The 24,988-nt window shown below is 70.1% G+C and carries 20 protein-coding genes and 1 pseudogene; 3 read left to right on the plus strand and 18 right to left on the minus strand.

From position 1 onward, the window contains the following. Nucleotides 1–24: 24 nt before the first annotated feature. The 10 genes from aroC to AC5WS8_RS11500 all read right to left on the minus strand — a co-directional run bounded on the left by aroC (nucleotide 25) and on the right by AC5WS8_RS11500 (nucleotide 11,307). Nucleotides 25–1,209: a chorismate synthase gene (aroC, locus tag AC5WS8_RS11455; protein WP_496103226.1), complete on the minus strand. Its 1,185-nt coding sequence runs from the start codon at nucleotides 1,207–1,209 to the stop codon at nucleotides 25–27. Between the two features lie 169 nt (nucleotides 1,210–1,378). Continuing rightward, the gene (locus AC5WS8_RS11460) at nucleotides 1,379–2,215 is read right to left on the minus strand and encodes a shikimate dehydrogenase (protein WP_496103227.1); all 837 of its coding nucleotides are present in this window, start codon (nucleotides 2,213–2,215) and stop codon (nucleotides 1,379–1,381) included. Between the two features lie 5 nt (nucleotides 2,216–2,220). Continuing rightward, a complete protein-coding gene (gene mltG, locus AC5WS8_RS11465; protein ID WP_496103228.1) occupies nucleotides 2,221–4,029 on the minus strand; it encodes an endolytic transglycosylase MltG in 1,809 nt (602 codons plus the stop codon). 123 nt (nucleotides 4,030–4,152) lie between these two features. Further along, nucleotides 4,153–4,617 carry a Holliday junction resolvase RuvX gene (gene ruvX, locus AC5WS8_RS11470; RefSeq protein WP_496103525.1) on the minus strand — a complete coding sequence of 155 codons (465 nt, stop codon included), beginning with the start codon at nucleotides 4,615–4,617 and terminating at the stop codon, nucleotides 4,153–4,155. Nucleotides 4,618–4,644: 27 nt separating this feature from the next. Next, complete coding sequence (gene alaS, locus AC5WS8_RS11475; protein ID WP_496103229.1) at nucleotides 4,645–7,317, minus strand: alanine--tRNA ligase; 2,673 nt, start codon at nucleotides 7,315–7,317, stop codon at nucleotides 4,645–4,647. Beyond that, nucleotides 7,317–7,667, minus strand: a complete 351-nt coding sequence (locus tag AC5WS8_RS11480; protein WP_496103230.1) for a hypothetical protein — start codon at nucleotides 7,665–7,667, stop codon at nucleotides 7,317–7,319. The genes alaS and AC5WS8_RS11480 overlap by 1 nt, the downstream gene beginning before the upstream one ends. Before the next feature lie 2 nt (nucleotides 7,668–7,669). Further along, nucleotides 7,670–8,104 (minus strand): DUF948 domain-containing protein, encoded by a 435-nt coding sequence (locus AC5WS8_RS11485; RefSeq protein ID WP_496103231.1) that lies wholly within the window; start codon nucleotides 8,102–8,104, stop codon nucleotides 7,670–7,672. 225 nt (nucleotides 8,105–8,329) lie between these two features. Continuing rightward, nucleotides 8,330–8,944, minus strand: coding sequence for a 30S ribosomal protein S4 (gene rpsD / locus AC5WS8_RS11490; RefSeq protein WP_366025408.1), 615 nt, complete (start codon nucleotides 8,942–8,944; stop codon nucleotides 8,330–8,332). Between the two features lie 304 nt (nucleotides 8,945–9,248). Next, on the minus strand, nucleotides 9,249–10,604 hold the full coding sequence (locus AC5WS8_RS11495; protein WP_496103232.1) for a replication-associated recombination protein A: 1,356 nt from the start codon (nucleotides 10,602–10,604) through the stop codon (nucleotides 9,249–9,251). 46 nt (nucleotides 10,605–10,650) lie between these two features. Then, nucleotides 10,651–11,307, minus strand: coding sequence for a vitamin K epoxide reductase family protein (locus tag AC5WS8_RS11500; RefSeq protein WP_496103233.1), 657 nt, complete (start codon nucleotides 11,305–11,307; stop codon nucleotides 10,651–10,653). 142 nt (nucleotides 11,308–11,449) lie between these two features. Between AC5WS8_RS11500 and AC5WS8_RS11505 the strand changes: the two are divergent. After that, nucleotides 11,450–12,125 (plus strand): annotated as a pseudogene (locus AC5WS8_RS11505) (ABC transporter ATP-binding protein); the annotation flags it as partial. Between the two features lie 356 nt (nucleotides 12,126–12,481). Here AC5WS8_RS11505 and hisS read toward each other — a convergent pair. Next, entirely contained in the window at nucleotides 12,482–13,744 is a 1,263-nt protein-coding gene (hisS, locus tag AC5WS8_RS11510) for a histidine--tRNA ligase (protein ID WP_496103234.1), read from the minus strand. A gap of 13 nt (nucleotides 13,745–13,757) precedes the next feature. Next, nucleotides 13,758–14,465 carry an MBL fold metallo-hydrolase gene (locus AC5WS8_RS11515; protein WP_496103235.1) on the minus strand — a complete coding sequence of 236 codons (708 nt, stop codon included), beginning with the start codon at nucleotides 14,463–14,465 and terminating at the stop codon, nucleotides 13,758–13,760. A gap of 167 nt (nucleotides 14,466–14,632) precedes the next feature. On the opposite strand from AC5WS8_RS11515, the gene AC5WS8_RS11520 reads away from it, so the two are divergent. Both AC5WS8_RS11520 and AC5WS8_RS11525 read left to right on the plus strand, forming a co-directional pair. Then, nucleotides 14,633–15,472 (plus strand): peptidylprolyl isomerase, encoded by an 840-nt coding sequence (locus AC5WS8_RS11520; RefSeq protein ID WP_496103236.1) that lies wholly within the window; start codon nucleotides 14,633–14,635, stop codon nucleotides 15,470–15,472. A gap of 135 nt (nucleotides 15,473–15,607) precedes the next feature. Continuing rightward, complete coding sequence (locus AC5WS8_RS11525) at nucleotides 15,608–16,837, plus strand: DUF349 domain-containing protein (RefSeq protein ID WP_496103237.1); 1,230 nt, start codon at nucleotides 15,608–15,610, stop codon at nucleotides 16,835–16,837. A gap of 83 nt (nucleotides 16,838–16,920) precedes the next feature. Here the strand turns inward: AC5WS8_RS11525 and AC5WS8_RS11530 are convergent, their stop codons facing one another. From AC5WS8_RS11530 to ruvB, 6 genes are all read right to left on the minus strand, one after another. Then, entirely contained in the window at nucleotides 16,921–19,437 is a 2,517-nt protein-coding gene (locus AC5WS8_RS11530) for a RelA/SpoT family protein (RefSeq protein ID WP_496103238.1), read from the minus strand. 206 nt (nucleotides 19,438–19,643) lie between these two features. Beyond that, nucleotides 19,644–20,192: an adenine phosphoribosyltransferase gene (locus tag AC5WS8_RS11535; protein ID WP_496103239.1), complete on the minus strand. Its 549-nt coding sequence runs from the start codon at nucleotides 20,190–20,192 to the stop codon at nucleotides 19,644–19,646. After that, a complete protein-coding gene (gene secF, locus AC5WS8_RS11540; RefSeq protein WP_496103240.1) occupies nucleotides 20,189–21,301 on the minus strand; it encodes a protein translocase subunit SecF in 1,113 nt (370 codons plus the stop codon). The genes AC5WS8_RS11535 and secF overlap by 4 nt, the downstream gene beginning before the upstream one ends. A gap of 3 nt (nucleotides 21,302–21,304) precedes the next feature. Further along, nucleotides 21,305–23,104, minus strand: coding sequence for a protein translocase subunit SecD (secD, locus tag AC5WS8_RS11545; RefSeq protein WP_496103241.1), 1,800 nt, complete (start codon nucleotides 23,102–23,104; stop codon nucleotides 21,305–21,307). A gap of 136 nt (nucleotides 23,105–23,240) precedes the next feature. After that, nucleotides 23,241–23,735 (minus strand): preprotein translocase subunit YajC, encoded by a 495-nt coding sequence (gene yajC / locus AC5WS8_RS11550; protein WP_496103242.1) that lies wholly within the window; start codon nucleotides 23,733–23,735, stop codon nucleotides 23,241–23,243. Nucleotides 23,736–23,901: 166 nt separating this feature from the next. Next, nucleotides 23,902–24,972, minus strand: a complete 1,071-nt coding sequence (ruvB, locus tag AC5WS8_RS11555) for a Holliday junction branch migration DNA helicase RuvB (protein WP_496103243.1) — start codon at nucleotides 24,970–24,972, stop codon at nucleotides 23,902–23,904. Nucleotides 24,973–24,988 lie beyond the last annotated feature (16 nt).

Genomic DNA, 24,988 nt, shown 5'->3' on the forward strand with positions numbered 1-24,988 from the left:
CCAGCACGACCACCGGCACGGCACTCACCGGATCGCCAGGCTGTCGAGGTAACCGCGCACATTGCGGCGGGTCTCGACCACGCTGTCACCGCCGAACTTCTCCGCCACGGCGTCGGCGAGGACGAGCGCGACCATGGCCTCCGCGACGATCCCGGCCGCCGGGACCGCGCACACGTCCGAGCGCTGGTGGTGGGCCTGCGCCGCCTCACCGGTGGATACGTCCACAGTCCTCAGCGCCCGCGGCACCGTCGCGATCGGCTTCATCGCGGCCCGCACCCGCAACAGCTCACCGGTGGTCAGACCGCCCTCCGTACCGCCGGAGCGGCCCGTGGCGCGCTTGATGCCCTCGGGGGTGGTGAGGATCTCGTCGTGCGCCTTCGAGCCCGGCACCCGCGCCAGCTCGAACCCGTCACCGACCTCGACGCCCTTGATCGCCTGGATCCCCATGAGCGCCGCCGCGAGCCGCGCGTCCAGCCGCCGGTCCCAGTGCACATGCGACCCGAGCCCCACCGGCACCCCGTAGGCCAGGACCTCCACCACGCCACCGAGCGTGTCGCCGTCCTTGTGCGCCTGATCGATCTCCGCGACCATCGCCTTCGACGCATCCGCATCCAGGCACCGCACCGGGTCCGCGTCCAGCTTCTCGACATCCTCCGGGGTCGGGTAGACCCCGTAGGGCGCCTTGGCGGAGGCCAGCTCGATCACATGACTGACGATCTCGATCCCGGCCGTCTCCTTCAGGTACGACCGCGCCACCGCGCCGAGCGCGACACGGGCCGCCGTCTCCCGCGCCGAGGCCCGCTCGAGCACCGGGCGCGCCTCGTCGAACCCGTACTTCTGCATCCCGGCCAGATCGGCGTGGCCCGGACGCGGCCGGGTCAGCGGCGCGTTGCGCGCCAGGCCGGCCAGCACCTCGGGGTCCACCGGGTCGGCCGCCATCACCTGCTCCCACTTGGGCCACTCGGTGTTGCCGACCATGATCGCCACCGGGGAGCCCATGGTGAGACCGTGCCGGACACCGCCCAGGAACGTGACCTCGTCCCGCTCGAACTTCATCCGCGCACCGCGTCCATAGCCGAGCCGCCGCCTCGCCAGGTGGTCCGCCACCATCTCCGTGGTGATCGGCACGCCGGCGGGAAGACCCTCCAGCGTCGCGACAAGTGCGGGACCATGGGACTCACCCGCGGTCAGCCAGCGCAACCTGCTCAACGATGCTCCTCCGTGCTCGCGCCCTGGTACTGCCCTGCGTACGCGCGTCCTCGCGTACGGCGACGGCGCGACCGGGTGCGCGGCCCTGTCCCGCCACCTCCGATCCTCCCACGTCCGGTGGCGCGACCGGCTCCAGGTCCATCAGGCGGACGTGGCCGGGGGCTTTCGCCTACCGGGCCGCCAGGGCGTGCTCCCCCGCCTTGCGCATGGCGTCCAGCGGGGCCGGGGCGCGGCCCGTCATCTGTTCGACCTGGAGCACTGCCTGGTGGACCAGCAGGTCGAGACCGCTGACGACGGCACCGCCGGACGCGGACCAGCGTGCCGCGAGGGCCGTGGGCCAGGGGTCGTAGAGCACGTCGAACAGGGTCGCGGGGCACTCCGGGACGGCGGCGGTCAGCGCGTCCGTGGTCCCTGCCGGCGTGGTGGCGACGACCAGCGGTGCACTCAGTGCCCGGTGGGCGTCCGCCCAGTCGGCGGTGCGGATGTCGACGTCGAGCCGCTCGCCCCACTGCCGCATCTCGGCGGCCCGGGCCCCGCTGCGGACGTAGGCGACCACGGGTCCGGTGCAGATCCGGGCCAGCGCGGCCAGTGCGGAGGAGGCGGTGGCGCCCGCGCCGAGGATCGCGGCGGAGCCGACCTCCTCGATGCCCCGCTCACGCAGGGCGGCGACCATGCCGGGGATGTCGGTGTTGTCCCCGACGCGCCGCCCGTCCTCGGTGAACACGACGGTGTTCACGGCTTCCACCGCCGCCGCCGTGTCGCTGACCGAGTCGAGCAGCGGGATGACCGCCCGCTTGAGCGGCATGGTCAGCGACAGTCCCGCCCACTCGGGTCCGAGGTCGGCGAGGAAACCGGGCAGCGCCTGTTCGTCGACCTCGAACCGGTCGTAGGACCAGTCCTTCAGTCCCAGCTCCTGGTAGGCGGCGCGGTGCAGCACCGGCGAGAGGGAGTGGGCGATCGGGGAGCCGAGGACGGCGGCCCGGCGCTTGCCGGCGGTGCCCGTCATGAGCCTTACTGACCCTTCTTCTGCTCTTCGAGGTACTTCTCGCGGTTGCGGTTCTGCTCCTCGTTTGTCTCGGCGAAGAGCGTTGTGTTCTCGTTGATCGAGACGAAGTAGTACCAGTTGCCCTTGGCCGGGTCGAGGGCGGCCTTGATCGCCACCTCGCCGGGGTTGTCGATCGGCCCGGGCGGCAGACCCTTGATCTTGTACGTGTTGTACGGATCGTTGATCTGGCGCAGAGCGTTGACCGACCCGGTGTCGAGCTTGGACTGGCCGCGCAGGTAGTTGACCGTGGAGTCGAAGTCGAGCAGACCGTAGGTCTCGGTGTTGTCCGGCTTGAGTCGGTTGTAGACGACCGTCGCGACCTTCTCGAAGTCGTGCTTGTACTTGCCCTCGGCCTGCACGAGGCTCGCGACGGTCAGGACCTGCAGCGGGTTCTGCAGGCTGAGGCTCTTGGCCCTGGCCTGGATGCCGAAGGCGGCGTACTTCTCCTTGGCCGTGTCGACCATCTGCTTCAGGACGTCCTCGGGCTTCATGCCCTTGGAGACCGGATAGGCGGAAGGGTAGAGGAACCCCTCCAGGGGGTCCTTGATGTCCTTGTTCGTATTGGCCCAGTCGGGCAGCCCGAAGGTCGACCACTTCTTCTTGGCGACCTCCTGGGTGGTTCCCGGTTTGAGCTGCAGCCGCTGGTCGATCGCCGCGTAGACCTTGGTGTTGCGCCAGCCCTCCGCGATGATCAGGTTGTTCTTGCTCTTGGGGCTGAGCATCAGCTGTACGGCGGCGGCCGCGGACATGTGCTCGTTCAGCGTGTACGTGCCCGCCTGGATGGTCTTGCCGTCGGGGTTCTGCTCCTGTGCCGCGACGAACGCGTCGACGCTCTTGACGACACCGGCCTGTTTCAGCACCCGGCCGATGGTGTAGCCGCCGGCGCCCTTCGGGATGGTGACCGTGACCTGTTGGCCGTCGCCCTCGCCGACGTAGTCGGGCGCCGCGCCGAAACGATTTTGGTAGAACTGGTACCCGAAATATCCGACTGTGCCGACACCGCCGCCCAAGACCAGCACGACCACCAGGCAGGCGCATCCGTTGCGGCGCTTCTTTCCCTTGGCGGTCTTGCCGCCGCGTCCCTTCCGGTCACCGCGGCCCCGCCGGCCGTCCGGCTCGTCGTCGAAGTCGTCCTCGTCGTCGCCGTCCGCGAAGAAGGCGTGCTCGTCCTCTTCCGGGTCGGGATCCCAGTCCGTCTTCGGTTCCGGCTCGGCGCGCCGCCGGTTCGGCGGCTCCGGCGGCGGATACGCGTCGGGCGTCTGGTAGAAGTCGGGCTGCTCGCCGCCGTACGCACCGGGCTGGGCGCCGTAGGGGTCCGATGGGTCGGGGGCGTACGGCACATGGGCCTGCCCGCTGCCGTCCCAGCCCCCGTTGCCGTGGCCGTGCTGTCCCTGACCGGGGTAGTGCTGCTCGTGCCCGCCCGGGTACTGCTGCCCCTGCCCGCCCGGGTACTGCTGCCCCTGCCCGCCCGGGTACTGCTGTTCGTGCTGCGCCTGGGCGTCGTACCGCTGTCCGTCCGGATGCTGTCCCGGCTGCTGGTACTGCTGGTACTGCTGCTGGTCCGCGTACTGCTGGTAGCCCTGCTGCCCAGGGTGCGTGCCCTGCGGGCCGCCTCCCCAGTCGCCGTAGTGCTGCTGCGGCTGCTCCGGGTGGTGCTGGCCGCCGTAGGGGGACGGAGCCGCGGGGCCCTCGTGTCCTCCCCATCCGCCGTCCCCGTACAACGGGTCCTCCGGATGCCACGGTGCGGAGCCTGAGCCCCGGCCATACTCAGTCATCGATCCCCTAGAGCCGCGAGGCCTCAGGTCCCGCGGCTCTGTGCCCCGGCTCCCGTCCCGCCTCTTTCTGTGCGGTGGCTGTTCGAACACCATCGCATCGCGCGGAACGTTACCGTATCGCGATCAGATGACCACTTCGACGCCTTCGCCGGGTGCTTTACCTGACACCCGTTCGGATTCCAGGGCCTGTTGCAGGATGATGACGGCGGCTGCCTGATCGATCACGGAGCGGCCCTTCCTGGTCTTCACGCCGGAGGCGCGCAGTCCCTGACCGGCCGTCACCGTGGTCATGCGCTCATCCACCAGTCTGACCGGAACCGGCACGATCACGCGCGCCAGTTCCTGCGCGAAGCCACGGACCTTGACCGCCGCCGGGCCCTCGCCCCCCTTGAGGGAACGAGGGAGTCCGACGACGACCTCGATCGGCTCGTACTCCTCGACGAGCTGCTTCAGTCGCCGCCGGGCGGCCGGGACGTCCCGCCCCGGGACCGTTTCCACCGGAGTGGCGAGGATCCCGTCGGGGTCGCAGGAGGCGACCCCGATACGGGCGTCACCGACGTCGATCGCGAGTCGGCGTCCTCTTCTCATCTTCACGACCGTTTCTTGACCGGTTCTTTACTTGGCGGTCTCGGCGACCAGACGCTCCACGGCGTCGACGGCCTCACCGACGGCGGCCGGGTTCTGGCCGCCGCCCTGGGCGACGTCCGGCTTGCCGCCACCGCCGCCACCGAGGGTCTTGGCGGCCGTGCGGACCAGGTCACCGGCCTTGAGGCCGCGCTCGCGGGCGGCCTCGTTGGTGGCGATGACCGTGAGCGGCTTGCCGTTGTTGACCGTGAACAGGGCCACCACGGCGGCCCGGCCGCCCTGGATGCGGCCGCGCACGTCGAGGACCAGCTTGCGCAGGTCGTCGGGGGTGGTGCCGTCCGGGACCCGTCCGGTGACGACGGCGACGCCGTGGATGTCCCTGGCGGACTCGGCGAGCCCGGCGGCGGCCTGCAGCACCTTCTCGGCGCGGAACTTCTCGATCTCCTTCTCGGCGTCCTTCAGCCGGGCGAGCATGCCGGAGACCTTCTCGGGCAGCTCCTCCGGGCGGCCCTTGATCAGTTCGGTCAGCTGGTTGACGACCGTGTGCTCACGGGCCAGGAAGTTGTAGGCGTCCACGCCGACCAGGGCCTCGATCCGGCGCACACCGGAGCCGATGGAGGACTCGCCGAGCAGCTTCACCAGGCCCAGCTGGGCGGTGTTGTGCACATGGGTGCCGCCGCACAGCTCCTTGGAGAAGTCGCCGATGGTCACGACGCGCACGCGCTCGCCGTACTTCTCGCCGAACTCCGCGATGGCGCCCTGCTTCTTGGCCTCGTCGATGCCCATCACCTCGGCGTGCACGTCGAGGTCGCGGGCCAGCACCTCGTTGATCTTCTGCTCGACGTCCGTCATCACGGCCGTCGGGACGGCGGACGGGGCGCCGAAGTCGAAGCGGAAGCGGCCGGGCTGGTTCTCGGAACCGGCCTGGGCGGCTGTCGGGCCGAGGGCGTCGCGCAGAGCCTGGTGGGTGAGGTGCGTGGCCGAGTGGGCACGGGCGATGGCCTTGCGGCGACGGTGGTCGATCGAGGCGTGGGCCTTGGCGCCGACCGTCACCTCGCCGACCTGCACGACGCCCTTGTGCACGTACACGCCCGGGACCGGCTTCTGGGTGTCGCGGACCTCGATCACGGCACCGGAGTCGACCCTGATCCGGCCGGTGTCGCCGATCTGGCCGCCGCCCTCGGCGTAGAACGGCGTGCGGTCGAGGACGATCTCGACCTCGTCGCCCTCGGTGGCGGCCGGCGAGGAGACTCCGTCGACGAGGATGCCGACGACGGTGGACTCGCCCTCGGTGTCGGTGTAGCCGATGAAGTCGGTCTCGCCGGCGGTGTCGGCGATCTCGCGGTAGGCGCCGAGGTCGGCGTGGCCGGTCTTCTTGGCCTGGGCGTCGGCCTTGGCGCGCTCCCGCTGCTCCTTCATCAGGCGGCGGAAGCCGTCCTCGTCCACGGAGAGGCCCTGCTCGGCGGCCATCTCGAGGGTGAGGTCGATCGGGAAGCCCCAGGTGTCGTGGAGCAGGAACGCCTTGTCGCCGGGCAGCACGGTGGAACCGGCGGCCTTGGTCTCGGCGACGGCGGTGTCCAGGACGTTCGTACCGGCGTTGAGGGTCTTGAGGAAGCGGGCCTCCTCGGCGAGGGCGACCTTCTCGATCCGCTCGCGGTCGGTGACCAGCTCGGGGTACTGCTGGCCCATCATCTCGATCACGGTGTCGAGGAGGTCCTTGACGACCGGGCCGGTGGCGCCGAGCAGGCGCATGTTGCGGATGGCGCGGCGCATGATGCGGCGCAGGACGTAACCGCGGCCCTCGTTGCCAGGGGTGACCCCGTCACCGATGAGCATGGTGGCGGTGCGCATGTGGTCGGTGACCACGCGCAGGGACACGTCCGAGTCGTGGGCGTCGCCGTAGCGGACACCGGTCAGCTCGGTGGCCTTGTTGATCACGGCCATGGAGGTGTCGATCTCGTACATGTTCTGCACACCCTGCAGAATCATGGCGAGCCGCTCGAGGCCGAGGCCCGTGTCGATGTTCTTGCTCGGCAGGTCCCCGAGGATCTCGAAGTTGTCCTTGCCAGTGCCCTCACCGCGCTCGTACTGCATGAAGACGAGGTTCCAGATCTCCACGTACCGCTCGTCGTTGACGGCGGGGCCGCCCTCGACGCCGAACTCGGGGCCGCGGTCGTAGTTGATCTCGGAACAGGGGCCGCACGGACCGGGAACGCCCATGGACCAGAAGTTGTCCTTCATGCCGAGGCGCTGGATGCGCTCGGCGGGGACGCCGACGACGTCGCGCCAGATCTGCTCGGCCTCGTCGTCGTCCTTGTAGACGGTGATCCACAGCCGGTCCGGCTCGAGACCGTAACCACCCTTGTCCTGGGGCGCGGTGAGCAGCTCCCAGGCGAGCTTGATGGCGCCCTCCTTGAAGTAGTCGCCGAAGGAGAAGTTGCCGCACATCTGGAAGAACGTGCCGTGCCGCGTGGTCTTGCCGACCTCTTCGATGTCGGGCGTGCGCACGCACTTCTGCACGCTGGTGGCGCGCGGGTAGGGCGGCTTGACCTCGCCCAGGAAGTAGGGCTTGAAGGGCACCATGCCGGCCGGGACGAGCAGCAGAGTCGGGTCGTCCGCGATGAGCGACGCCGAAGGGACGACGGTGTGCCCGCGCTCCTCGAAGAAGCTCAGCCAGCGACGGCGGATCTCAGCCGACTCCATCAGTGGTCCTCATTCCGGTTGTACGAGTACGCCGTGGTCTCGACGTACTTCGGGCTGTTGCGGTTCTCGATGGCGGCGTGCCGCCGGGGGCCGGGGAGTTCGGCTTCGACGGGGGCGTTCAGACCGAGGGCGTCGCCGAGTTCGGCCTCCCGCCGGTTCATGTTGTCGCGGACGTCGAGGGCGAATTCCACCGCGCGGTCCTTGAGCCGGTGGCCGGCCTCGATCGCCTTGTTCGCCGCTGTCACGGACAGGCTCTCGGGGGTCAGCTGCTTCAGCTTGCGGTTGACCTTGGTGGTGGCCCACACACCGGCGGCGACGCCTGTGGTGAACCAGAACGTACGGCGGAACATCGCTAGTCCTTCTTCCGCTTCGCCCGTCGCGCCGACGGGACGGTGCGGCCCACGATCACGGTACGTCGGGGGGCCTTGGCGGGCACGTCCTCCCGTCGGCCGGCGATCGCCCGGCGGACGCCGTAGCCGAAGGCCGCGACCTTCACCAGGGGGCCGCCGAAGGTCGACGCGACGGTCGTCGACAGTGCGGAGGCGTTGGAGGTGACCTCCTGGACGTCCGATGCGATCGCGTCGACCCGGTCGATCTGGGTCTGCGCGGAGCGCACCGCGGCGGAGGCGTCGGACAGCAGCGGGACGGCCTGGTCGGTCACGTCCGCCACCAGCTTGGTGGCCGCCTTGAGCGTCTGGGCCAGCCTCGCCAGCGCGACGGCGAGGAAGGAGACCAGGATCGCCCAGAAGACGGCCACCAGGATCCCGGCCACCTCTCCACCGGACACCGTTGCGCCACCCGCTCCCTGGAACGTGCCTGAACATCGAAAAGTCGGTTCCCCGAGCCTATCGCGCCCGGGCGGCCGCTCCGTACCGGATTGGGGCCGGACCCGAAGGGGGCGGCGGACGACGGGCTCGGGCGGAGCCGACGCGAAAGCCCGTCGTCCTTCCGCCGGGAGGGGCGGGAGGACGACGGGCTCGCGAGGTGGGGTGCTACGTCCGCCGGAAAGTGATCAGCGGGCGTAGTACTCGACGACGAGCTGCTCGTCGCAGATCACCGGGATCTCCTTGCGGTTCGGGTCGCGGTCCAGGCGGAACGCAAGAGCCTTGAGGTTCACCTGGAGGTAGCGCGGGGTCTCGCCGTCGGGGGCGAAGCCACCCTCGCGGGCGACCTGGAAGAGCGCCTTGTCACGGCTGCGCTCGCGGACCATCACGACGTCGTCGGGACGGACGCGGTACGACGGCTTGTCGACCTTGTGGCCGTTGACCTCGATGTGGCCGTGGACGACCATCTGGCGGGCCTGGTAGATGGTGCGGGCGATGCCCGAACGCAGGACCAGCGCGTCGAGACGGCGCTCGAGCTCGATGATCAGGGCCTCACCGGTCTTGCCCTGAACCTTGGAGGCACGCTCGTAGGCGCGGACGAGCTGGCGCTCGGACACGTCGTACTGCGCGCGCAGACGCTGCTTCTCCAGCAGACGGACCTTGTAGTCCGAGTTCTGCTTGCGGCCGCGACCGTGCTCACCCGGCGGGTAGGGGCGGGCCTCGAAGTACTTGACGGCCTTCGGGGTCAGCGCGATGCCGAGGGCACGCGACTTCTTGACCTTGGGGCGGGACTGGTTCGCCACTGTCTTTGTCTCTTTCCTGGTTTTCCGGCTTGTCAGAGTCGGGGGAGGTCGCATCCGCAGCCGGGGAATCCCGCCGGGTCCGCATGGGACCTGCCGGGCAGCCGCTCCCCTGGTCTGGGCACATACGTGCAGCACGCGAGTGGCCCACCTACCTCTCCCAGAGCTCTGGGCGGTGGTGGGCTGCCCGCGACACCGTTCGACGGTGCGCGACGCTCCTGGAGTCCATCCGCATGGACCGGACTCCGGCTGGGTGTCCCGCTCTGACTGCGCGGAACTCAGCACTTCGGCTCAGTCTACAGGCCCACTAGAACTGCCTGCGACCGAGGTGCTTGCGGGTCCACTCGACCGCGTCCGCGTACCGCGCCTCGGCGCCGTGCCGGGTCGGGGTGTAGTACTCGCGGTCCTTCAGCGCGTCCGGGGCGTACTGCTGGGCGGCGATGCCCTCCGGCAGGTCGTGCGGGTAGACGTACCCCTGGGCGTGGCCGAGCTTGGCCGCGCCCTTGTAGTGGCCGTCGCGCAGGTGCGCGGGCACGGGTCCGGCCAGTCCCTTACGAACGTCCTCCAGGGCCGCGCCTATCGCCGTGGTCGCCGCGTTCGACTTCGGGGCCAGGGCGAGGGCGATGGTGGCGTGGCTGAGGGTGAGCGCGGCCTCCGGGAAACCGATCATGGCGACGGCCTGGGCGGCGGCGACGGCGATCGGCAGCGCGTTCGGGTCGGCGAGGCCGATGTCCTCGCTGGCGGAGATCATCAGGCGGCGGGCGATGAAGCGGGGGTCCTCCCCGGCCTCGATCATCCGGGCCAGGTAGTGCAGGGCCGCGTCGACGTCCGAGCCCCGGATCGACTTGATGAGGGCGCTGGCCACGTCGTAGTGCTGGTCGCCGTCGCGGTCGTAGGTGACGGCGGCCCGGTCGACGGTCTCCTCCAGCGTCGTGAGGCCGATCACCGTCTCGCCCTTGTCCAGGGCGGCTCCGGCGGCGGCCTCCAGGGCGGTCAGGGCCCGCCGGGCGTCGCCGCCGGCGATCCGCAGCAGGTGGTTCTCGGTGTCCTCGGGGAGGGTGACGGCACCCTTGAGGCCGCGCTCGTCGGTCAGCGCGCGGCGGATCAGGCCGCGCACGTCGTCGTCCGTGAGCGGTTCGAGGGTGAGCAGGAGGGAGCGGGACAGCAGCGGGGAGATGACCGAGAAGTACGGGTTCTCGGTGGTCGCGGCGATCAGGGTCACCCAGCGGTTCTCGACGGCGGGGAGCAGGGAGTCCTGCTGGGCCTTGCTGAAGCGGTGGATCTCGTCCAGGAAGAGGACGGTCTCCTTGCCGAAGCCTCCGCTGGCGCGACGGGCGCCGTCGATGACCGCGCGGACCTCCTTCACACCCGCCGTGATCGCCGACAGCTCCACGAACCGCTTGTTGGTGGCCTTGGAGACGACGTACGCGAGCGTCGTCTTGCCGGTGCCGGGCGGGCCCCACAGGATCACCGAGGAGGGCCCGGCGGGGCCGCCGCCGCCCTCGCCGACCAGTCTGCGCAGTGGTGATCCGGGCTTGAGCAGGTGCTGCTGGCCCACCACCTCGTCGAGGGTGCGCGGGCGCATGCGGACCGCCAGGGGGCTGGTGCTCGGGTCCTTCTCCTGGCGTTCTTCTGCGGCGGCGGTGAACAGGTCGGGCTCCACGAGGAAACCCTAAGTCACGGCACCGACAACGCCCCCGGGCCGGGGCTCACGCCCAGAGCTGGCTGCCCCACCGGGTCAGGATCAGCATGGCGATGACACCGCAGTGCGTGACAGGCAGGACCCAGGTGAACTCGCCGAGGAAGTTCTTGATCGGGCGGGGGGCGGGCAGGAAGTCGTTGCGGACGTTGAACGAGGTCACGTACCAGAACATGGTGATCGTGGCGACCCAGGCCAGCGAGCACCACAGGCACAGTGCGTTGATCCGGTACAGCGACTGGAACTGCAGCCAGGTGACGAAGCAGACGCCGAAGAGCGTGCCGAAGTTGAACGTCAGCCAGTACCAGCGGGGGAAGCGGGCGCGGGCGAGCAGGCTCATACCGACGCAGATGACGATGCCGTAGCAGACCAGGCCGAGCATCGGGTTGGGGAAGCCGAAGACGGAGGCCTGCTTGCTCTCCATGACACTGCCGCAGGACACGATCGGGTTGATGCTGCAGCTGGGGGTGAACGTCTTACCGCTCACCTTGCCCTCGAGGATCTTGACCTTGTCGATCGTGATGACCCACGCGGCGAGCAGACCGGCCGCACCGGTGATCACCAGCAGCAGGGCGAACGCGCGACTGCCGCCCACTGTTCCGGACGACCGGGTGCTCGCCGGCTCGGTGGATCCGGTGGAGACGTCCTTGACCGTCGTCTTGCTCATCACGCCGCTTCCGATGCTCGAGAGGTGAACCTGCGGGGTTGGGCTCATTGTGCCGCACGCACGCGTGTGTCCACCGTTCGATGGACATAAGGAAGTACGCACGGTCGTCCCGGAACGCTCGGTTCCGGCCGAGGCTCGCCGTATGACCACACAAGCGAACGGGCTCGCGGTGGACGTACGGGGGCTGCGCAAGCAGTACGGGGACGTGACCGCGGTCGACGGAATCGATCTGGGAATCCGGCGCGGCGAGGTGTTCGGCCTGCTCGGGCCCAACGGCGCGGGCAAGACCACCACCGTGGAGATCCTCCAGGGCAACCGCGACCGGGACGGGGGCGAGGTGTCCGTGCTCGGGGTGGACCCGGCGGGGGGGCACGCGCGCGTGGCGCTCGAAAGTGGGAATCGTCTGGCAGGACGAATCGGCGCCCGCGGAGTTGACGGTCCGCGAGACGGTGCGGCACTTCGCGCGCTACTACCCGCGTCCGCGCGACCCGGAGCAGGTCATCGCGCTGGTGGGCCTCGAGGCGAAGGCGAGCAGCCGGATCAAGGCGCTCTCCGGCGGCCAGCGCCGCCGCCTCGACGTGGCCCTCGGTGTGATCGGCGACCCCGAGCTGCTGCTCCTGGACGAGCCGACGACCGGTTTCGACCCGGCGGCCCGGCGCCGGTTCTGGGAGCTGATCCGTCTGCTCGCGGACGAGGGCACCACGATCCTGCTCACCACGCACTACCTGGAGGAGGCGGAGGCTCTGGCGCACCGGCTGGCGGTCGTCGCCCGGGGCCGGATGGTCGCCGAGGGCACCCCGCGGGTTGGTGGCGGCGCTCGTGCCCTGGTACGTGGTGCTGGGGCGCGGGCTGCTCCGGGAGGATCCGCCCGATGAGCGCCGGGCCCTTGTGTACCTCGGCGGGGCGATGGCGCTGTTCCTGCCGTCGGCGATCCTGGCCGACGGGATGCGGCTGGTGTCGTTCGCGCTGATCCCGCAGTGTTTCAAACGCCGGAGGGATGACCTGTGGCGACCGCCGAAGGGGCTGACCTCTACGCCGCCGGCCGCCATGATTCAGGGCGTGCGGCGCTTGAGGACCGGGCCGCGAGGCGGACAGGCCTCAGGGGCGGCAGCCCCGGGGACGGGAGGGGCAGGGGCGGCGGGGGCGAGCCCACACGGGCTGCGCCCCCGGAGGGTCAGCCCAGGCGGGACTCCAGTTCCGCCACGATCTCGTTGACGGCGACCGCGACCTGGTCCCCGGTCTCCATGTCCTTCAGCTGGACCACGCCCTCCGCGAGGTCGCGCTCGCCGGCCACGATCGTGTAGCGGGCGCCGCTGCGGTTGGCGTTCTTCATCGCGCCCTTCAGTCCCTTGCCGCCGTAGGCGAAGTCCGCCGCGATACCCAGCTTGCGCAGCTCCGTGATCTTGGCGAAGAGAACGCGGCGGGCCTCCTCGCCCAGCGGGACCGCGAACACACTGGTGCTTGCCGGGAGTTGCAGCTCGATGCCCTCGGCCTCCAGTGCCAGCACCGTACGGTCGACGCCCAGCGCCCAGCCCACCGACGGCAGCGCGGGACCGCCGATCATCTCGGAGAGGCCGTCGTAGCGTCCGCCGCCGCCCACCGCGGACTGCGAGCCCAGCCCGTCGTGGACGAACTCGAACGTCGTACGCGTGTAGTAGTCCAGACCGCGCACCAGCTTGGCGTCGTCCTCGAAGGCCACGCCCGCCGCGGTGATCAGCTCGCGGACCTCCTCGTGGTACGCCTTGCACGCGTCGCACAGGTAGTCACGCAGAAGCGGCGCACCGTCCAGCTGCTTCTGGACCGACTCGCGCTTGTCGTCCAGCACCCGCAGCGGGTTGATCTCGATACGGCGGCGCGTGTCCTCGTCCAGGTCCAGGCCGCGCAGGAAGTCCTGGAGCGCGGAGCGGTACACCGGGCGGCACTCCTTGTCGCCCAGGCTGTTCAGGAGGATGCGGAAGTTCCGCAGGCCCAGCGAGCGGTATGCCTGGTCCGCCAGAATGATCAGTTCGGCGTCCAGCGCCGGGTCCTCCGCGCCGATCGCCTCCGCGCCCACCTGCGAGAAGTGGCGGTAGCGGCCCTTCTGCGGGCGCTCGTAGCGGTAGTACGAACCCGAGTACCAGAGCTTCACCGGCAGGTTGCCCGCCTTGTGCAGGTTGGCCTCGAGGGCGGCACGCAGTACGGACGCCGTGCCCTCGGGCCGCAGGGCCAGCTTGTCGCCGCCCTTCGTCTCGAAGGCGTACATCTCCTTCGTCACGATGTCCGTGGACTCGCCCACGCCGCGCGCGAACAGCTCCACGTTCTCGAAGCCCGGCGTCTCGATGTAGCCGTAGCCGGAGTTGCGCAGCGGCGCCGCGATCGCCTCGCGGACGGCCAGGTACGTGGCTGAGTCCGGCGGGATCAGGTCGTACGTGCCCTTGGGGGCCTTGAAGGTGCTCACGGAAGGTCTCTCGTCACATTCCTCGTCGGGGAGCCTCCTGGGCTCCCTGGCCGGCGGCCACCTGCCGCAGATACGGGTTGGTGGCGCGCTCGCGGCCGATGGTCGTCTGGGGGCCGTGGCCGGACAGCACCACGGTCGAGTCGTCGAGCGGCAGGCACACGCGGGCCAGCGAATCGAGCATCTCGGCCATGTCACCGCCGGGCAGGTCGGTGCGTCCGATGGAGCCGGCGAACAGCAGGTCGCCCGAGAAGAGGATCGGCGGGACGTCCGCCGCCTCGGGCACGCCGAAGGTCACCGACCCCTTGGTATGGCCGGGCGCGTGCGCGACGGACAGCTCGAGCCCCGCCAGTTCGAGCTTCGCTCCGTCGGTCAGTTCCCTGACGTCGTCCGGCTCCCCCACGGTCAGCTCGCCCATCAGCGGCATCCCGACGGAACGCCCGAGCGCCTTCTCCGGATCGCTCATCATGTACCGGTCGTCGGGGTGGATCCACGCCGGCACGTCGTGCGCCCCGCACACCGGGACGACCGAGGCCACGTGGTCGATGTGACCGTGGGTGAGGACGACCGCGACGGGCCTCAGCCGATGCTTCCTCAGCGCGTCCTCGACTCCCTGAGCGGCCTGGTGGCCGGGGTCGATGATCACGCACTCCTCACCCGCGGCGGGGGCGACCAGGTAACAGTTGGTCCCCCAGGCCCCGGCGGGGAACCCGGCAATCAGCACGATCGTCCTTCGTTGTGTCGTTCGGGCGTCACTGGCTGTGGGTCAGAGCCTACCGGCGCTGCCGATTCCTCAGCGAACCCATATACGGTACGGGGCACACGCATGCGGTCGGCACACCGGACGCACGCGTACCGGTCGGCGGACGAGAGGCATGAGGAGAAAACCCCGTGGTCAGCCAGGAACAGCGGCGGCGACAGCTCGCCCGGGAGAAGTTCTTGCGGCAGCAGCAGCGGCGTACGGAGGCGCGGCGCAAGGCACGGATGCGCAATTCCGTGATCGCATCGGCCCTCGGCGTGTTGCTGGTGGGCAGCGTGGTGTCGTACACGGCCGGGGTCTTCAAGAACGACGGCAAGAAGGCCAACGCGGGCGCCGAGGTGTCCCCGAGCGCCACCCCGCCCGGCAAGGCGCCGGACCCCTGCGCGAAGCCCGCCCCGGGCAAGGTCAAGTCGCTGAGCTGGAAGAAGGAGCCGGCGATGACCATCGACACGTCGGCGAAGTACACGATGAAGCTGGCGACGACGTGCGGTGACATCGACATCGCACTGAAGACGGCGGCGGCCCCGCACACCGTCAACTCGTTCAACTTCCTCGCGGGGCAGGGCTTCTTCGACCACACCAAGTGCCACCGGCTCACCACCAACGGCATCTACGTGCTGCAGTGCGGCGACCCCCAGGGCACCGGGACGGGCGGCCCCGGCTACACGATCCCGGACGAGAACCTGAAGGACAAGAGCCTGAAGGGCAACGTGTATCCGGCGGGCACCGTGGCCATGGCCAACCAGTACAACGCCTCGACCAACCAGGGCCGCAACTCCGGCGGCAGCCAGTTCTTCCTCGTCTACCAGGACAGCCAGTTGCCGCCCAACTACACACCGTTCGGCACCATCGACGCCGCCGGCATCAAGGTGCTGAAGAAAATCGCAGCCGCCGGCGAGAGCACGGGTCAGGGCGACGGGGCACCGAACGCGACCGTCGTGATCAACAAGGCGACGGTGACGAAATCCTGAACGTCAACAGCGGAATTTCGGTCGCGCGGGATGCGGACAGCCGCCCCGCCGGTCGCCTATGTTGGCCGTGACGAAACTGTGGACGATGCCCGGGGGCGCTGAGGCTCCCCGCAGGCATCATGTGGAGGAGGCGCTGTGAGCAGCGACCCATGGGGCCGCGTCGACGAGACGGGGACCGTGTACGTGCGGACGGCCGATGGCGAGCAGGTCGTCGGTTCCTGGCAGGCCGGCTCCCCGGAGGAGGCGCTGGCCTACTTCGAGCGCAAGTACGAGGGCCTGGTGGTCGAGATCGGCCTCCTCGAGAAGCGAGTGAAGACCACCGACCTGTCGGCGAAGGACGCCATGGCCGCCATCGACCACCTGCGCGAGCAGGTGGACGCCCATCACGCGGTCGGCGACCTGGCCGCGCTGCGCGTCCGCCTGGACAAGCTCGTGGAGATCGTCGAGGCGCGGCGTGAGGAGCGCAAGGCGCAGCGGGCCCGGCAGTCCGACGAGGCCCGGCACGCCAAGGAGGCGCTGGTCGCGGAGGCGGAGCAGCTGGCGCAGTCCGACCAGTGGCGGGCGGCCGGTGAGCGGCTGCGGGCGCTGGTGGACACCTGGAAGGGGCTGCCGCGGCTGGACCGGAAGTCGGACGACGAGCTGTGGCACCGCTTCTCGCACGCCCGGTCGGCGTTCTCCAAGCGCCGCAAGGCGCACTTCGCCCAGCTGGACGCGCAGCGCGAGGAGGCCCGCAAGACCAAGGAGAGGCTGGTCGCCGAGGCCGAGGCGCTGTCGGGTTCGACGGACTGGGGGCCGACGGCGGCCCGCTACCGGGAGCTGATGGCCGAGTGGAAGGCCGCGGGCCGTGCGCAGCGGGAGCACGAGGACGACCTGTGGAACCGGTTCCGCGGTGCCCAGGACGTGTTCTTCGCCGCACGCAGCTCGGTCTTCGCGGAGCGGGACGCCGAGCAGGCCGAGAACCTCAAGCTGAAGGAGGAGCTGGCCGAGGAGGCGGAGAAGCTGCTGCCGATCACGGACCTGAAGGCCGCGCGGGCCGCCTTCCGCTCGATCAACGAACGCTGGGAGGCCATCGGGCATGTGCCGCGGGACGCCCGGGGGCGGGTCGAGGGCCGGATGCACGCCGTCGACCGGGCCATCCAGGAGGCCGAGGAGGCCGAGTGGCGGCGCACGAACCCCGAGGCGCGGGCCCGTGCGGCGGGTCTGACCGGTCAGCTGCAGGCGGCCGTGGACAAGCTGCGGGCGCAGATCGAGCAGGCCCGGACGGCGGGGAACACCGCGAAGGCCGAGAAGCTGGAGAGGGAGCTGGAGGGTCGCCAGGCGCTCCTGGACCAGGCTCTGAAGGGCCTGCAGGAGTTCGGCGGCTGACAGGCCGGCACAACCGGCGGAAAAGCCGAAACGGGCTCTCGTACACCGGTACGGGAGCCCGTTTCGTGCGCTGTGGCGTCCGGCTACGGCCGACGCGCCGAGGTGACGCGGTAGACGTCGTAGACGCCCTCCACACCCCGTACCGCCTTCAGGACATGGCCCAGGTGCTTCGGGTCGCCCATCTCGAAGGTGAAGCGGGAGGTCGCGACGCGGTCGCGGGACGTCTGGACGGCCGCCGAGAGGATGTTGACGTGCTGGTCCGACAGGACCCGGGTGACGTCCGAGAGCAGCCGCGAGCGGTCCAGCGCCTCCACCTGGATGGCGACCAGGAATACGGACGACTGGGTGGGTGCCCACTCCACGTCGAGGATGCGCTCCGGCTCGCGCGACAGTGACTCCACGTTGACGCAGTCACTGCGGTGAACCGATACGCCATTACCACGGGTGACGAAGCCGATGATCGGGTCGCCGGGAACGGGCGTACAGCAGCGGGCCAGTTTGACCCAGACGTCCTCGACGCCCTTGACGACCACACCCGGATCGGTGCTCGCGCGCCGCTTGCGGCCACGGCCCCGCGACGGCGGAACGGCCTCGTCGATCTCCTCGGTGGCCGCCTCCTCGCCACCGAGCGCCTGCACCAGCTTCTGCACGACGTTCTGGGCCGCGACATGGCCCTCGCCGATCGCCGCGTACAGGGACGAGATGTCCGGGTAGCGCATCTCATGGGCGAGGGTGACCAGCGAGTCGCCGGTCAGGATGCGCTGGATCGGCAGGTTCTGCTTGCGCATCGCCCGCGCGATCGCGTCCTTGCCCTGCTCGATCGCCTCGTCGCGCCGCTCCTTGGAGAACCACGCCCGGATCTTGTTGCGGGCACGCGGCGACTTCACGAAGCCGAGCCAGTCGCGGGAGGGTCCCGCGCCGGGCGCCTTGGAGGTGAAGACCTCCACCAGGTCGCCGTTGTCCAGGGTGGATTCCAGCGGGACGAGGCGCCCGTTGACCCGGGCTCCTATCGTCCGGTGGCCGACCTCCGTGTGGACCGCGTAGGCGAAGTCGACCGGGGTGGCACCGGCCGGCAGCGCTATCACATCGCCCTTCGGGGTGAAGACGAAGACCTCGTTGCGGGACAGGTCGAAGCGCAGCGACTCCAGGAACTCGCTCGGGTCCTCGGTCTCCTTCTGCCAGTCCAGCAACTGCCGCAGCCACGCCATGTCGTTGATGGCGTCCTTGTCCTTGGCGCTCGAACGCGGCGTGTCGGTACGGACCTTGGAGGCGCCGGCGACGGCCTCCTGCTTGTACTTCCAGTGCGCGGCGATGCCGTACTCGGCGCGGCGGTGCATGTCGAACGTGCGGATCTGCAGTTCGACCGGCTTGCCGTTGGGGCCGATCACCGTGGTGTGCAGCGACTGGTACATGTTGAACTTGGGCATCGCGATGTAGTCCTTGAACCGCCCCGGAACCGGGTTCCAGCGGGCGTGGACCGTGCCCAGTGCCGCATAGCAGTCGCGGACGGTGTCGACGAGGACGCGGATGCCCACCAGGTCGTAGATCTCCGCGAAGTCACGGCCGCGGACGATCATCTTCTGGTAGACGCTGTAGTAGTGCTTGGGGCGGCCGGTCACGGTCGCCTTGATGCGGGCGGCGCGCAGGTCGGCCTGGACCTCGTCGGTGACGATCGCCAGGTACTCGTCGCGCTTGGGGGCACGCTCGGCGACCAGGCGGACGATCTCGTCGTACATCTTGGGGTAGAGGATCGCGAACGCGAGGTCCTCCAGCTCCCACTTGATGGTGTTCATGCCCAGTCGGTGGGCGAGCGGCGCGTAGATCTCCAGGGTCTCCCGCGCCTTCTTCTCCTGCTTCTCGCGCTTGAGGTAGCGCATGGTGCGCATGTTGTGCAGGCGGTCGGCGAGCTTGATGACCAGGACGCGCGGGTCCTTGGCCATGGCGACGACCATCTTGCGCACGGTCTCGGCCTGTGCGGCCTCGCCGAACTTGACCTTGTCCAGCTTGGTGACGCCGTCGACGAGCAGGGCGACGGTGTCGCCGAAGTCGCGGCGCAGCTGGTCCAGGCCGTACTCGGTGTCCTCGACCGTGTCGTGCAGCAGGCCCGCCATCAGGGTGGCCGGGTCCATGCCGAGTTCGGCGAGGATGGTGGTGACCGCGAGCGGATGCGTGATGTACGGGTCGCCGCTCTTGCGCTTCTGGCCGCGGTGCCAGCGCTCGGCGACCTGGTAGGCGCGCTCGATCTGGCGCAGTGTCGAGTTCTCGATCTTCGGATCGTTGCTGCGCACTATCCGCAGCAGCGGCTCCAGGACCGGGTTGTACGGGTTGGCGCGCTGCACACCGAGCCGGGCGAGCCGGGCCCGGACGCGGTTGGAGGAGCCGGTGCGGACGGGCGGGGGCGGCGTCGGGCGGACGGCCGGGGTGCGCTCGGAAGGGGCCGGCTTGGGACGCGGCTGCTCGGCCGCCTGGTCGGCGGGCGCGGACTGGGCGTGCTCCACCGTCCCGTGCGGGGCGTTCTTCGCGCTGCGCGCGGGGGTGGCCTCCGCCTTCGACGCGGGGTCGGGCTTGGCGGCGGTCAGTGGCTGGACCTCGTCTGGCAAGAGGGCTCCTCGTGCGCGATCCGGGTCCCCCGGTCAGGCTCCGGAGCACCCATGGTAGCGATCCCGGGCTCCGGGCTCGCCCCCAGGCCGCGAGACGGCCTGCTGTCGGATCAACGCACGAGGCGGGCCCGGGATTCCTCCGGGGCCCGCCTCACCGTGTGCTGCCGCCGGACCGGGGCCTCCACCCCGGGAGTGCGGCGCGGAACTCAGACCTGGAGCAGTGCCTCCAGCGGGGCCCCGGCCAGGGCCGGCTCCAGGCGGGCGCGGCCGCCGAGGAAGCCCAGTTCCATGAGGACGGAGACACCCGCGACCTCGGCACCCGCCCGGCGGATGAGCCGGAGGGACGCCTCGGCGGTGCCGCCGGTGGCGAGGACGTCGTCGACGACCATCACGCGGTCGGACGCCGACAGGTCCTCGGCGTGCACCTCGATCTCCGCCGAGCCGTACTCCAGGTCGTAGGCCTGCCGCAGGGTGGCTCCGGGCAGCTTGCCCGCCTTGCGCACGGGGACGAAGCCGACGCCCGCACGGACGGCGACCGGGGCGCCGAGGATGAACCCGCGCGCCTCCAGGCCGACGATCTTCGTCGCGCCGTGCCGCACGGTCAGCTCCGCCAGCGCGTCGGTGAGCGCGGTGAAGGCCGCGGGGTCCGCGAGCAGCGGGGTGATGTCCTTGAACATCACCCCCGGCTCCGGATGGTCGGGCACGTCCCGGATACGGCTGAGCAGGAGTGTCTGTATGCCGGTCGTCTCGGTCATCGGCGCTTCCCGGAGGGCCGGCCGCGACCGCGGTTGCGGGACGCGGGCTGGCTGCGCTGGCCGACGACCGCCGGGGCGGCGTCCTGCGGCTCTTCGGTGTGGGAGTCGTCCTCGGCCGTCGCTCGGGCGGGCTCCGCCTCGGCGGCCTGCGCGCGCTTGGCGAGGACGCGGCGCTTGAGGGCCTTCATCTGCGGCTCGCGCTCCTTGAGGTCGGCGACGAGCGGCGTGGCGATGAAGATCGAGGAGTAGGCACCGGCCGCGAGGCCGACGAACAGCGACAGCGAGATGTCGTTGAGCGTGCCCGCGCCGAGGAAGCCGCCGCCGATGAACAGCAGACCCGCCACCGGCAGCAGCGCCACCACCGTGGTGTTGATGGAACGCACCAGGGTGCTGTTGATCGAGCTGTTGGCGACGTCGCTGAAGGTCCAGCGGGTCTGCTTGGTGATGTCCTTCGTCTGCTCCTTGAGGCTGTCGAAGACGACGACCGTGTCGTAGAGCGAGTAACCGAGGATCGTCAGCAGACCGATCACCGTGCCGGACGTGACCTCGAAGCCGACGAGCGCGTAGATGCCGGTGGTGATGGTGATGTCGTGGATCAGTGCGACGAACGCGGCCAGGGCCATGCGCCACTCGAAGGCGATCGCCAGGTAGATCACGACCAGCACCATGAAGATCGCCAGGCCCTCCCAGGCCTTGCCGGCGATCTGCTCACCCCAGCTGGGGCCGACCAGGTCGGCGTTGATCTGCTCCGTGGGGACGCTCAGGTCCTTGGCCAGGGTGTCCTTGATCTGGTCGGACTTGCCGGTGTCGATGCCGGCGACCTGGATGCGCAGGCCGCCCGTGCCGAGCTTCTGCACCACGGCGGGATGACCGGAGGCGTCGTGGGCGTAGGTCTCGGCCTGGGCCACCGAGACACTCGTCTTCGGGGTGGTGAAGACCGCTCCGCCCTGGAACTCGATGCCCATGTTCAGGCCGCGCACCGCCAGGCCGACGATGGCCGTGATGGTGATCAGGATCGAGATGCCGTACCAGATCTTGCGGTTGCCGACGAAGTCGTAACCGACCTCGCCTCGGTGGAGCCGGGCGCCGAGGTTGCCGAGCTTCGACATCTCTCACGCCTCCTTCGGGTCGACGGGGGCGGAGGGACGACGGGTGCGCCGCAGGGGCGGCTTGGCGCCGAGGCGCTTGGGGTCGAGGCCGGACCAGCTGTGGCCGTTCGCGAAGAACGGCCGGCGCGCCAGGATCGTCAGCAGCGGCTTGGTGAACAGGAAGACCACCACGACGTCGAGCAGGGTCGTCAGGCCGAGCGTGAACGCGAAGCCCTGGACCTTGCCGACGGTGACGATGAAGAGCACCGCGGCGGCGAGGAAGGACACGAAGTCGGACACCAGGATGGTGCGCCGGGCGCGCGGCCAGCCGCGTTCGACGGCGGGGCGCAGGGAGCGGCCCTCGCGGATCTCGTCCCGGACGCGTTCGAAGTACACGATGAACGAGTCCGCGGTGATGCCGATCGCGACGATGGCGCCGCACACGGCGGGCAGGTTCAGCGCGAAGCCGATGGTCGGGCCGAGCAGCGACATGATCACGTAGGTGAGGACCGCGGACACCGCGAGGGACGCGACGGCGATGGCCGCGAGGCCGCGGTAGTAGACGACCAGGTAGATCACGACCAGGGCCAGGCCGATGGCGCCGGCGATCAGACCGGCGTGCAGCTGCTCACCGCCGAGCGCGGCGGTCACCGTGGTGACGCTCGACTCCTTGAAGGACAGCGGGAGCGCACCGTAGGACAGCATGTTGGACAGGCTCTGGGCGTCCTGCTGGGTGAAGCTGCCGGAGATCTCCGCGTTGCCGCCGGTGATGGCGGTCTGGACGTACGGGTGGGAGACGACCTCGTCGTCCAGGACGATCGCGAACTCGTTCTGCGGGGTCGTCTTCTGCGAGAGCTGGCCGGTGATGTCGGCGAACTTCTTCGCGCCGCTGGAGTTGAAGGTCATCTGGACCTGCCAGCCGGCGGCACCCTGCGTGTCGTAGACGGCCTGGGCCTTCTTGACCTCCGTGCCGTCGACCGCGACCGGGCCGAGCAGGAACTTGTTCCACACCTTGCCGTCCTTGCCGCAGGCGACGGTGGGCTCGCCCTTCTGGGCGCCCTTGCCGGCCGTGGCGCGCTGGTCGGGCTTGGAGCAGTCGAGGGTGGCGTACTGGGCCTGGAGCTTCGCCGCGCCACCGGAGGCGGAGCCGGCGCTCGCGGACGGCGAGGCGCTCGCGGAGGGCTTGGCGCTCGCGGAGGGCTTGGCGCTCGCGGAGGGCTTGGCGGAGGCGCTCACGGACGGGGTGGACGTCGCCTTCAGCGCGTCGGTGACGGGGCGGCCCTGCGATGTGGTGGAGGACGTCGGGCTCGTGGAGCCGGACGTGACCTTGCTCTTGCTCACCGGGCTCGACGGGCTGGGCGAGGCACTGCCGCCCGCGCTGGAGCCGGGGCTCGGGCTCGCCGAGGCGGCGGGGCCGGAGGCCTCACGCTGCAGGACCGGACGGAAGTACAGCTTGGCGGTGGTGCCGACCTGTTCCCGGGCCTCCTTGGAGTTCGTGCCCCGGGGAATGTTGACGATGATGTTGCGGTCGCCCTGGGTCTGGACCTCCGCCTCGGACACGCCCAGACCGTTGACCCGTCGGTTCATGATCTCGACCGCGGTGTCCATGTTGGTCTTGTTGATCGTGTTGGGCTGACCGGGCTCGTTGATCGCCGTCAGCGTGATGCTGGTGCCGCCGGCGAGGTCGATGCCGAGACGCGGAGTGGTGTGCCCGGAGGCGAACATTCCCCCGGTGAGCGCCGCGATGGCGATCAGGATGAGGGCCAGCGAGCGCCCTGGCCTGTTCTGGGCGCTCGCGCTTCGGCCCTTCTTCGGTGCTGCCACCTTCTCGTACTCCCTCTCGAGCCGCCGCGCGCGAGGTCAGCGCACGGGCGGCCATGCCATTGTGTCGGGATTCCGCGAGAAAACCGCACAGCCCGGGCCCGGACGCGCCGATCGCGCGCCCTGGCCCGGGGTGCGGTCACTTCGCGTCGGACTCGCCGTCGGTCTTCGTCGGCTCTGCTTCGTCGGCCTTCGCGTCGGTCGCGGCGTCCGCGTCCTTCTTGCCGAGGTCGACCTTGTCGTCGGCAGGGCCCGAAGAGGCCTCGGCGGCGGGCTCGTCGGTCTCGTCGGTCTCGGTGAGGGAGGAGGCGTCGTCCGGCACGACGGCGCCGTCGGCCTTCAGGTCGTGCTCGATGCCGTGGACGATGCGGTTGTACTCGTCGTCGCTCAGGACGGAGCCGATCGCGTTCTTCGCGAAGAGCAGCTCCACGCCAGGGCCCGCGTCAAGGAGGACGGTGTCGTCGTTGACCTCCTTGACCGTCGCGTACATCCCCCCAATGGTGCGGACGCCGCTGCCGGGCTGCAGCTGATTGCGCATGTCCGCTGCCTGCTGCTGCTTGCGCTTGGCCGAGCGGGTCATCAGGAACATGGCCCCGATGAGCACGATGAACGGGAGGAGGGTCACGATATTCACGGGACGGAGTTTCCTTCGCACGACCGCTGGAACGGCGGCCTGGTGGATGGGGGTGTGATGGGGCGCCGCCCACTGAGGCGGCATCGGCGGAGTCTAAGCGAGTCCGCACGCAAGGAACAACGCTCAGCATGGCACCCGGGTTCCTGCCGGTGCGAGTCCCGCGCCGTCACGCCCTGAACAGGTCCTGTTGTCCGTTTCCGCCGGTCGCTCCGCGTGGTGCGGTCAGCCCGAGGTGCGCCCAGGCGGCCGGTGTCGCCACCCGTCCGCGGGGGGTGCGGGCGAGCAGTCCTTCCCTGACCAGGAAGGGCTCGGCGACCTCCTCCACCGTCTCCCGCTCCTCCCCCACGGCGACGGCGAGCGTGGACAGGCCGACGGGGCCGCCGCCGAACAGTTTGAGCAGGGCCTCGAGGACGGCGCGGTCGAGGCGGTCGAGGCCGCGCGCGTCGACCTCGTAGACGGCGAGGGCCGCCGCCGCGATCTCACGGGTGATGGCTCCGTCGGCCTTGACCTGGGCATAGTCCCGAACCCGGCGCAGCAACCGGTTGGCGATACGGGGGGTGCCGCGGGAGCGGCCGGCGATCTCCGCGGCGCCCTCGGGGTCGATCTCCACATCGAGCAGGCCCGCCGAGCGGTGGATGACGCGCTCCAGCTCGGCCGGCTCGTAGAACTCCATGTGTGCGGTGAAGCCGAAGCGGTCGCGCAGCGGAGGCGGCAGCAGGCCTGCGCGCGTGGTCGCGCCGACCAGCGTGAACGGCGGCAGCTCCAGCGGGATGGCGGTGGCCCCGGGGCCCTTGCCGACGATCACGTCGACGCGGAAGTCCTCCATCGCCATGTAGAGCATCTCCTCGGCGGGCCTCGACATGCGGTGGATCTCGTCGAGGAAGAGGACCTCGCCCTCCTGCAGGGAGGAGAGGATCGCGGCGAGGTCGCCGGCGTGCTGGATGGCGGGGCCGCTGGTGATGCGGATGGGGGCACCCATCTCGGCCGCGATGATCATCGACAGGGTCGTCTTGCCGAGTCCGGGGGCGCCGGACAGGAGCACGTGGTCGGCGGTGGCGCCCCGCGCGCGTGCGGCGCGCAGCACCAGGTCGAGCTGCTCGCGGACCTTCTCCTGGCCGATGAACTCGTCCAGGTCCTTGGGGCGCAGGGCGGCCTCGACGGCCTGGTCCTCACCGTCGGCGACAGAGCCCACCAGCCGCTCGGGAGCGGGGGTGTCGGTCGTGTCGTCCCAGTTCACTTGACGTCTCCTGGCT

It is taken from the genome of Streptomyces sp. PTL18 (assembly GCF_059510295.1).

Coding starts and splice junctions, on each gene's coding strand:
- ruvX (WP_496103525.1), bottom strand. CDS start 4,617: ATGAGAAGAGGACGCCGACTCGCGATCGACGTCGGTGACGCCCGTATC.
- AC5WS8_RS11500 (WP_496103233.1), bottom strand. CDS start 11,307: ATGAGCAAGACGACGGTCAAGGACGTCTCCACCGGATCCACCGAGCCG.
- AC5WS8_RS11535 (WP_496103239.1), bottom strand. CDS start 20,192: ATGACCGAGACGACCGGCATACAGACACTCCTGCTCAGCCGTATCCGG.
- AC5WS8_RS11480 (WP_496103230.1), bottom strand. CDS start 7,667: ATGTTCCGCCGTACGTTCTGGTTCACCACAGGCGTCGCCGCCGGTGTG.
- secF (WP_496103240.1), bottom strand. CDS start 21,301: ATGTCGAAGCTCGGCAACCTCGGCGCCCGGCTCCACCGAGGCGAGGTC.
- mltG (WP_496103228.1), bottom strand. CDS start 4,029: ATGACTGAGTATGGCCGGGGCTCAGGCTCCGCACCGTGGCATCCGGAG.
- AC5WS8_RS11460 (WP_496103227.1), bottom strand. CDS start 2,215: ATGACGGGCACCGCCGGCAAGCGCCGGGCCGCCGTCCTCGGCTCCCCG.
- alaS (WP_496103229.1), bottom strand. CDS start 7,317: ATGGAGTCGGCTGAGATCCGCCGTCGCTGGCTGAGCTTCTTCGAGGAG.